Here is a 9,198-nt window from a genome sequence, read left to right as displayed (position 1 = left end):
GCGCGTCGCCGTCGGCCGGGCGCTGGTGCGCGAACCGGCGGCCTTCCTGCTCGACGAGCCGCTGTCGAACCTCGATGCCAAGATGCGCGTGCATATGCGCACCGAGATCGCCCAGCTCAACCGCCGCCTTGGCGCGACCTTCGTCTATGTGACCCATGATCAGGCCGAGGCGATGACCATGTCGGACCGGATCGCCGTGATGATGGAGGGCGAGATCCTGCAGGTCGGCGCGCCCGAGCTGCTCTATGATCACCCCGCCGATATCCGCGTGGCGCAGTTCATCGGCTCGCCCGCGATCAATATCCTGCCCGCTGAGACCGGCGCGGGCGGGCGGATCCGCGTGGCGGGCGCGGCCGCGGGGCTGCGCGCCACCGGGCGCGCGGTCGAGCATCTGGGCATCCGCCCCGAGGCCCTGACCCCCTGCGACGGGCCGGGCCTCGTGGCCGGGCGGGTGCGGCTGATCGAGAACCTCGGCTCGGACCTCTTCGTGCATCTCGAGGTGGCGGGGATGGAGCGCGCCCTGGTCGCGCGGCTCGCGCCCTCGGCGCGGGCGGCCTTGCGCCCGGGGCATCTGTTGCAGCTGCAGGCCGATCCCGCGCGGATCACCGGCTTCGATGTCGCGGGCAAGGCGGTGCCGGTGGCGGCGCTGGCCCAGGTGCCGGGCCATGTCTGAGGCGATCCTGACCCGGGCCGCCGCCCGCCGCCGCACCGCGCGCCCCGAGCATCTGCAGGCCCGCGCGGGCGCCATTCTCTTCGCCCCCGCGCTGATCCTGATGGCGGCGATCCTGATTGTGCCGGTCGGGGTCGCGGCGGTGCTGTCCTTCACCGATTACACACTCGGGCGACCCGATCTGCGCTGGGTGGGGCTGGAGAATTACGCCGACCTCTTCACCCGGTCGAGCTATCGCAAGATGATCTGGGCGACGGTGCTCTATGTGGTGCTGGTGGTGCCGGCCTCGGTCGCGCTCGGGCTTGGGGCGGCGCTCATGATCCGCGGGGTGCGGCGCGGCCAGTCGTTTTACAAGACGGTCTATTTCCTGCCGGTCATGGCCTCGCTGCTGGCGATGGCGATCGTCTGGGAATTCGCGCTGCATCCGAGCTTGGGCATCGTCAACCGCACGCTGGCGCTTGGCTGCGGCTCGGCGCTCGAGCTCTGGCCCTGGTTCGCGCGCGGCTGCGCCGAGGGCTTCCCGATCTGGCTCGGCGATCGCGACTATGCGCTCGGCACGCTGGCCTTCATCGGCATCTGGCAGAGCTTCGGCTTCAACATGGTGCTCTATCTCGCCGGGCTGACCTCGGTGCCGCGCGATCTTTATGCCGCGGCCGAGATGGACGGCGTCACCCGCGGCTGGGAGCGCTTCCGCCTGATCACCTGGCCGATGCTGGGGCCGACCACCGTTTTCGTCGTTACCATCACCACGATCCGCTCGTTTCAGGTCTTCGACACGGTCGAGGCGCTGACCCACGGCGGCCCGGCGAAATCGACCTATGTCATGATCTACGCGATCTATGAAAAGGGCATCGCGCAGAACCTCGTGGGCCTGGGCGCGGCGATCACCGTCCTTTTCCTCGGCTTCGTGATGCTGATCAGCCTGGCGCAGCGCCGCTTCGTCGAACGCAAGGTGCATTCCCAATGACCCCCCGCTTCTCCCCCCGCCAGACGCTGGCGCATGTCGTGCTGATCCTGGGCGCGGTGATCGTGCTGCTGCCGTTCTATGTGATGCTGAGCACCTCGTTCAAATCGCCCGCCGAGATCGCCGCGGGCACCGGCGGGATCTTTGGCGCGCAGGCGCCGATGGCTGATGCGAGCTGCCTCAACCTTGGCGGCGCCGAGGCCGACTGCCTGACCCGCCCGGTGATCGACAATTACCGCCAGGCCTTCTCCAAGGCGCCGCTCTGGCGCTACCTGCTCAATGGCGTGATCGTCACCGCCTCGATCTTCGCACTGCAGACGCTGATCGCGGTGCCGGCGGCCTATGCGCTGGCCAAGCTGCGCTTCTGGGGGCGCGAGGCGGCCTTTGGCCTTGTGCTCTTCTGCCTCCTGATCCCGGTCCATGCGATCGCCCTGCCGCTCTATGTGCTCCTGGCGAAACTCGGGCTGACCAACAGCTATGCCGCGCTGATCCTGCCCTGGGTCGTCTCGGCCTTCGGCATCTTCCTGATGCGGCAGTTCTTCCTGACCGTGCCCGACGATCTGATCGACGCCGCGCGGATGGATGGCATGGGCGAATTCGCGATCATCTGGCGGGTGATGCTGCCGGTGGCGATCCCCGCGCTGCTGGCCTTCGCGATCTTCTCGGTGGTGGCGCATTGGAACGATTACTTCTGGCCGCGCCTCGTGATCACCGGCGATCGCAGCCTCTTCACCCCGCCCCTGGGCCTGCGCGAGTTCAAGGGCGATCTCGATGGCGATTTCTACGGCCCGATGATGGCGACCGCGATGGTCATCGTCGCGCCCCTCGTCGCGGCCTTCCTGCTCGCGCAACGCCGGTTCATCGACGGTATCACGCTGACCGGCCTGAAATGACCCCTCCCCTGCACACAAGGACCCCTGTCATGAAATCCCTGCTTCCGCTCACCCTTGCAGCGACCCTGCTCGCCACCGGCGCCCAGGCCGTGCAGATCGAGGTGGCCTATGCCTATTCCTCGGTCTTCGATCCGACCATGGAGCAGATCATGGCGGCCTTTTCCAAGGCCCACCCCGAGATCGAGGTCAAATTCCGCGCGACCTATGAGGATTACGAGGATGCGACCAACACGATCCTGCGCGAGGCGGTGGCGAACACGCTGCCCGACGTCTCGTTTCAGGCGCTGAACCGCCAGGCGATCCTGGTCGAGCGCGGCATCGCCAAGCCGCTCGATCCCTATATCGCGGCCGAGCCCGGCTTTGACGCGGCAGGCTATCACAAGGCGATGCTCGATCTGTCGACCTTCGGCGGTCAGGTCTATGGCCTCCCGTTCTCGGTCTCGACCCCGATCGGGTTCTACAACATGGATATCCTGCGCGCCGCCGGCATCGAGACCGTGCCCACGACCTGGGATGAGGTGATTTCCGCCTGCCGCGCGGTCAATGCCAAGGGCGATCACGACGCGCTCTTCTGGCATTGGGACATCTCGGGCAACTGGCTTTTGCAGGCCGCGATGTGGAGCCAGGGCGTGCCGATGATCCAGGACGGCAAGTTCAACATGGACAATCCCGAGGGGCTCAGGGCGCTGGAAACCGCGAAGGCGATCTTCCACGATTGCGCGATGAAGAACATTTCGGGGGGCGATGCCTCCAAGCAGTTCGCCGCGGGCGATCTGGGCATGTTCTTCAGCTCGACCGCCTATGTCGGCTTCGTCGACCGCTCGAAGACCGGCGACTGGGATTTCGTGACCGGCCCCTATCCGGGCATCGGCGGGGCGCCCAAGGCGCTGCCCGCGGGGGGCAATTCGGCGATGCTGACCTCGGGCTCGACCGACCCCGAGGTGCTGCAGGCGGCGTGGGAGTTCATCAAGTTCACCACCTCGGGCGAGGGCGCGGCCGCCGTCGCGCTGACCACCGGATATATCCCGCCGAACAAGGCCGCGAACGATCTCCTGATGGACAGCTTCTATGCGCAGAACCCCAACAAGATGACCGCCGTCACTCAGCTGCCGCTCTTGTCGGAATGGTTCGCCTATCCCGGCGATAACGGGCTGGCCGTGACGCAGGCGATCGAGGACGGGCTCGAGAGCATTCTCGTGGGTGACGCCGATGACATGGAGGCGCTGCGCGACGAGATGATCGCCGAGGTCAACGCGCTGCTACCGCACTAAGACTACCCTGGCGCGGCGGTGCCCCCGCTGCCGCGCCCCCTTGCTAAGGACGCCGCCATGACAGCCACTCTTCGTTTCGCCGTGCTGAGCGATCTGCATTTCGTGCCCGCCGGGCAAAGGATCTACGGCTTCGACCCGCGCGAGAGCCTGCGCCGCGCGCTCGCCTTTCTCGACACCCTGCCGCAAGTCGATTTTCTGGTGATCGTGGGCGATCTGACCGACCGGGCCGAGCGCGCCGCCTATGAGAGCCTGCGCGCCGAACTGGCGGTGCTGCGGATCCCGGTGATCCTGATGCTGGGCAATCACGATGCGCGCGCGCCTTTCCGCGCGGCCTTCCCCGACGCGCCCGATCAGGGCGGCTTCGTTCAGGGGCTGCATGTCTTCGATCAGGCGAGCCTGATCACCCTCGACACGCTCACCGAGGACGAGCCGGGCCATCACGGCCGGCTCTGCCCGGCGCGCCTCGGCTTTCTTGAAGATGCCCTGCGCGCGGCGCCGGCCGACCGGCCGGTTCTGCTGTTTCAGCACCACCCGCCGATGGATCTGGCGATCCCGCCGATGGATGCGATCCGGCTGCGCGATGCCGAGGCCGAGCGGGCCGCCTTTGCCCATGCCGGGCGCCGGCCCGATTATCTCTTCATGGGCCATGTCCATCGCCCGATCTCGGGGCTCTGGCACGGCATCCCGTTTCATATCCAGCGCGCCTTGATGCATCAGGTGCACCACGAATTCGACCAGCCCGGCCGGATCATGGGCGCGATCGAGCCGCCGGATCTGGCCTATGTCAGCGTCGCCGACGGCCAGATCCTGATCCACGACTGTTCCTTTGGCTATGACGGGCCGGTCTTCGATCTGGAAAGCCCCGAGGCCGCCGCCGCGACCCACCCGCAGGAGCTCGGGCGGTTCTGATGCGGCTCGACGATTACGATGCGATCCTGTGCGATCTCGACGGGTGCCTGATTTCGGGCGACCGCGTCCTGCCCGGGGCGCGGGCGCTGCTGGCGCATGCGGGCGAGCGGCTGATCATCCTGAGCAACAATTCCACCGATACCCCGGCCACGCTGGCCGCCCGGCTGGCCGGGATCGGGCTCGACGCGCCGCCGAGCCGGATCGTGCTGGCGGGCACGGCGGCGCTCGATCTGCTCGCGCAAGAGGGCGATGTGCGGCTCTGCCTCTATGGCAGCCCTGCGCTTGGCGATCACGCCCGGGCGCTGGGGCTGACCCTCGAGCGGCAGACGCCCAGCCATGTGCTCCTGACCCGGGACGAGCGGTTTTCCTATCGCGACCTGCAGGCCTGCATCGGCCAGCTGCGCCGCGGTGCGCGTCTTCTGGTGGCGAACCCGGACGAAAGCCACCCCGGCCCCGGAGGCGACCCGGTGCCCGAAACCGGCAGCCTGCTGGCCGCGATCCGCAGCGTCCTGCCGGATCTGGCCTATACAGTGATCGGCAAGCCCGAGCCCGGCCTCTATCGCCAGGCGCTGGCGCGTCTGCCGCATGCGGCGCGCCGCATTCTGGCGATCGGCGACAATCCCGCGACCGATGGCGCCGGGGCGCGCCGGATGGGGCTGGATTGCGCGCTGGTCGGGCCGCGAGCGGAGCGCTATGCTGATCTCGAAGCCTTTCTCGAAGAGGCGGTGATCCGCACGGCCCCCCGCGGATTACTCGCGGCAAGCCAGCATGATCCTCGGAGTTTGGGGTGAGATCGGCGTCCTGAACGCCGTCAGGGGACGCCGTTTTTTCTCCTCCCAGTACCAATGAATTGCAGTCTGGGTTTTGACCATGCTCAGGCCAAGAAATGACAGCCACGAAAATCCTCTGGGGCCAGATCCTCGCCGTCTTCCTGATCGTGCTCGCCACCACCTGGGGCGGAACGCAGTGGGTTGCCTGGCGTCTGGGGTTTCAGGCACAGCTTGGACCGCCATGGTTCGAGCTCCTCGGCATGCCGGTCTATCCCCCGCCGGCCCTCTTCTGGTGGTGGTATTTCTACGATGCCTATGCTCGCGCGATCTTCTGGGAGGGCGGGGCCATCGCGGCCTCGGGCGGTTTCATCTCCATCGCCGTGGCGATCTCGCTCTCGGTGATCCGGGCGCGGGAGGCGGCGGATGTCGACACCTACGGCTCGGCCCGTTGGGCCGAACGAAAGGAGGTTGAGAAGCTGGGGTTGCTCGGGCCCGATGGCGTGGTTCTCGGCAAGCTCGATCAGGATTACCTGCGCCATGACGGGCCGGAGCATGTGTTGTGCTTCGCACCGACACGCTCCGGCAAGGGCGTTGGTCTGGTTGTCCCTTCGCTGCTGACATGGCCGGGATCGGCGATCGTCCATGACATCAAGGGCGAGAACTGGGAGCTGACCGCGGGATTTCGCGCCAGGCACGGCCGCGTCCTGCGGTTCGATCCGACAAGCATGGCCTCCGCTGCCTACAACCCGTTGCTCGAGGTGCGGCGCGGCGAGTGGGAAGTGCGCGACGTTCAGAATGTGGCGGATGTTCTGGTCGATCCCGAAGGCTCGCTCGAAAAGCGCAACCACTGGGAAAAGACCTCGCATTCGCTGCTTGTGGGCGCGATCCTGCATGTACTCTATGCCGAGGCGGACAAGACCTTGGCCGGTGTCGCGGCCTTCCTCTCCGATCCGCGTCGGCCGATTGAGGCCACACTGCAGGCGATGATGACCACCCGCCATCTCGGAGAGGCGGGGCCGCACCCGGTCATCGCCTCGACCGCGCGGGAATTGCTCAACAAGTCGGACAACGAACGCTCCGGCGTGCTTTCGACGGCCATGTCCTTCCTCGGCCTCTATCGCGATCCGGTCGTCGCCCATGTCACGCGGCGCTGTGACTGGCGCATCTCGGACCTGATCTCCGATGCGCGGCCCGCCACGCTTTATCTCGTGGTGCCGCCCTCCGACATCTCGCGCACGAAGCCGCTGATCCGCTTGGTACTGAACCAGATCGGCCGCCGCCTGACGGAAGATCTGCACGCCAAGGACCGCAAGCACCGGGTGCTGATGCTGCTCGACGAATTCCCGGCACTCGGGCGGCTCGATTTCTTCGAAAGCGCCCTGGCCTTCATGGCGGGCTACGGGATCAAGAGCTTCCTGATCTCCCAGTCACTCAACCAGATCGAAAAGGCCTATGGCCCGCACAACGCGATACTCGACAATTGCCACGTTCGGGTGAGCTTCGCCACCAATGACGAGCGCACGGCCAAGCGAGTTTCGGATGCGCTCGGCACGGCGACCGAGATGAAGGCGATGCGCAACTATGCCGGCCACCGGCTTGCGCCGTGGCTTGGTCATCTGATGGTCTCGCGGTCTGAGACCGCGCGCCAGCTTCTGACGCCAGGTGAGATCATGCAGCTGCCTGCGGATGACGAGATCGTCATGGTCGCAGGATCCTCACCGATCCGGGCAAAGAAGGCGCGGTACTATCTCGACCGGCGGTTCCGCGAACGCATCTTGCCGCCGCCCGAAGTGGCCTCGGTGGCGATGCTGACAAAGCCTGATGGCTGGTCCGATCTGCCCTTGCCCGTGGCCGAGATCAAGCCTCAGGCGCAGGCGGGAGCGAGCGATGAAGACGAGGCCAATGCCGGTTTGCGGCGCGAACCTGATCTGCCCGAGCATGTCGAGATCGTTCACGAGAGCGATCCGGCGCCGGCCAAGGAGTTCGAGATGATGCTGGACGACGAGCCGGAGGACGTGGTCCGGCAGCGGCAGGTGCTGCGGCGTCAGATGGGGCAGGTGGCGCGCCAGGCGACGCTCGATCATGACGATGGCATCGCGCTGTGAGGGCCGGGGATGCGTAGCCGCCTGAATGTTTCGCTGCCCGTTGAGATGATCGGGCGCATCAACGACCTTGCGGATCGCAAGCGGATCACGCGCTCCGCCGTCGTGGAGGCTGCGGTCGAAAGCTTCCTGTCGCCTGATCACGCCGATCTCCAGGAAGCGGCGATGACCCGTCGGCTCGACCGGCTGTCCCGCCAGCTTGCGCGGCTGGAACGCGATGAGCATATCACGTCAGAAACCTTGGCGCTCTTTGTGCGCTTCTGGCTCACCGTCACACCGCCGATCCCGCCCGAAGATCAGGCCACCGCGCAGGCCAAGGGGCGTGAGCGCTTCGAGGGATTTGTCGATACGCTTGGGCGGCGTGTGCAGAAGGGAAAGAGCTTTCTGGATGAGTTGCCCGAGGATGTGTCACGGGGTGATCGGAAAGGTTTCGGCAGTGACGAGACGTAGGGTTTGTTTGAACGACCTCTCGCTCGCAATATCTCTGCGACATCCCGTGGACGTGTCGGCTGCCAGTTCGGCCCGGGGAACAGCGATTGGCTGGTGTTGGACTTCAGATGAAATTGACCTTTGCGTCATAAGTTGGCCCAAGCACCACGAACCGAATGTTTGCGTGGAGACCGCGAATGTCCGGTTCGATTGCCCCTCTCGGATGCGCACAGAACGACATCTGAAACTCCAAGAACACACTTTCTGCAGTCGGGTAGATTGCCTTTAGGGCTTACTGCCCATCTGAAGCCTGAACTGCGGAAGAGTATGAAATCCTACGTTAGTGAGCGCTGTCATTCGAACCGGGTGTGGCGAACAGTCAGTTTGAGCCCAATGTGACAGGTGCTGCACGGGACACCAACGGCGGCAGGTCAACGATTGCAAGGCGTTCCTGTCGATACCATCAAGGGATGCTGACTTCCTTTAACGCCTCCGTCAACCTAGCTTCTTCCCTGTGACCTGCCATGGGTCTTTCATCCAGTCGCGACCGGAGCCCGGTTTGTGTTTCCGCCGATCGGAGCAGAACCAGTATAGGTCCAGTTTGCCTGGTTTCGGCTTGACAGGCCCCGCCACGGTGGGGAACATTGCGTAAGATTTGATTTAAGGACAGTTCGGTGGATTTTCTGTTGAGACCAGTTGTCATGAATGCCCGGCGGATTATCCCAGCGCGCCCGTCAGGTCGGGCGTGACGGTGCCCGGTGCAAGCGCGCTCACGGCGCTACCCGACGCAGCGACTTTTGCCTCCACAATGGGACAGGCGGTCTGGCTGATGACGGTCAGCAAGGCCCATCGCGACCTGGCGATCCGCGAGATCGAGGCGCGGGTGACACCAGCGATCGTGCTCCAGCAGTTCAAGCTCTACATGAAGGACAAGCAACCCATCGCCTTCGTAGCGTGGGCTCTTGTATCCGATACCGTCCGTGATCGCCTCGCCGGCGACGGAACGCTTGCTGCCGAAGAGTGGCGCTCGGGCGCCAATGTCGTCATCGTCGATTGCGTTTCGCCCTTCGCCGATCCCGAGGATGTCAAGCGCCAATTCTGGGATGCGGTCGCCAGAAACCAAGGGAACCCCCAATGAAGATCTACTGGCTGACCCGCGATTTCGGCTGCCCGACATCCAGCTATGTCAA

General features: G+C 65.5%; 9 protein-coding genes. All 9 read left to right on the top strand.

Annotated features, from left to right (window positions below):
- Positions 1–673, top strand: a 673-nt coding sequence (locus AB7U46_RS16885) for an ABC transporter ATP-binding protein (RefSeq protein WP_428338155.1), incomplete at its 5' end; no start/stop codon positions are given.
- The gene (locus tag AB7U46_RS16880) at positions 666–1,637 is read left to right on the top strand and encodes a carbohydrate ABC transporter permease (protein ID WP_428338154.1); all 972 of its coding nucleotides are present in this window, start codon (positions 666–668) and stop codon (positions 1,635–1,637) included. The genes AB7U46_RS16885 and AB7U46_RS16880, both read left to right, overlap by 8 nt.
- On the top strand, positions 1,634–2,527 hold the full coding sequence (locus AB7U46_RS16875; RefSeq protein WP_428338153.1) for a carbohydrate ABC transporter permease: 894 nt from the start codon (positions 1,634–1,636) through the stop codon (positions 2,525–2,527). The genes AB7U46_RS16880 and AB7U46_RS16875 overlap by 4 nt, the downstream gene beginning before the upstream one ends.
- 29 nt (positions 2,528–2,556) lie before the next feature.
- Positions 2,557–3,798, top strand: a complete 1,242-nt coding sequence (locus AB7U46_RS16870; RefSeq protein WP_428338152.1) for an ABC transporter substrate-binding protein — start codon at positions 2,557–2,559, stop codon at positions 3,796–3,798.
- Positions 3,799–3,855: 57 nt separating this feature from the next.
- Complete coding sequence (locus tag AB7U46_RS16865; RefSeq protein WP_428338151.1) at positions 3,856–4,707, top strand: phosphodiesterase; 852 nt, start codon at positions 3,856–3,858, stop codon at positions 4,705–4,707.
- The gene (locus tag AB7U46_RS16860; protein ID WP_428338150.1) at positions 4,707–5,498 is read left to right on the top strand and encodes an HAD-IIA family hydrolase; all 792 of its coding nucleotides are present in this window, start codon (positions 4,707–4,709) and stop codon (positions 5,496–5,498) included. The genes AB7U46_RS16865 and AB7U46_RS16860 overlap by 1 nt, the downstream gene beginning before the upstream one ends.
- Positions 5,499–5,593: 95 nt before the next feature.
- Positions 5,594–7,582: a conjugal transfer protein TraG gene (locus AB7U46_RS16855; protein WP_428338149.1), complete on the top strand. Its 1,989-nt coding sequence runs from the start codon at positions 5,594–5,596 to the stop codon at positions 7,580–7,582.
- A 9-nt stretch (positions 7,583–7,591) separates the two neighbouring features.
- Entirely contained in the window at positions 7,592–8,029 is a 438-nt protein-coding gene (locus tag AB7U46_RS16850; RefSeq protein WP_428338148.1) for a ribbon-helix-helix protein, CopG family, read from the top strand.
- Between the two features lie 787 nt (positions 8,030–8,816).
- Positions 8,817–9,146, top strand: a complete 330-nt coding sequence (locus AB7U46_RS16845; protein ID WP_428338156.1) for a toxin-activating lysine-acyltransferase — start codon at positions 8,817–8,819, stop codon at positions 9,144–9,146.
- The last annotated feature ends 52 nt before the right edge of the window (positions 9,147–9,198 follow it).

It is taken from the genome of Paenirhodobacter sp. (assembly GCF_050177655.1).
In the GTDB taxonomy this organism is placed as follows: Bacteria; Pseudomonadota; Alphaproteobacteria; order Rhodobacterales; family Rhodobacteraceae; genus Rhodobacter.
Note: the sequence above shows the minus strand (reverse complement) of the source record. Positions and strands in the feature narration are given on the sequence as shown.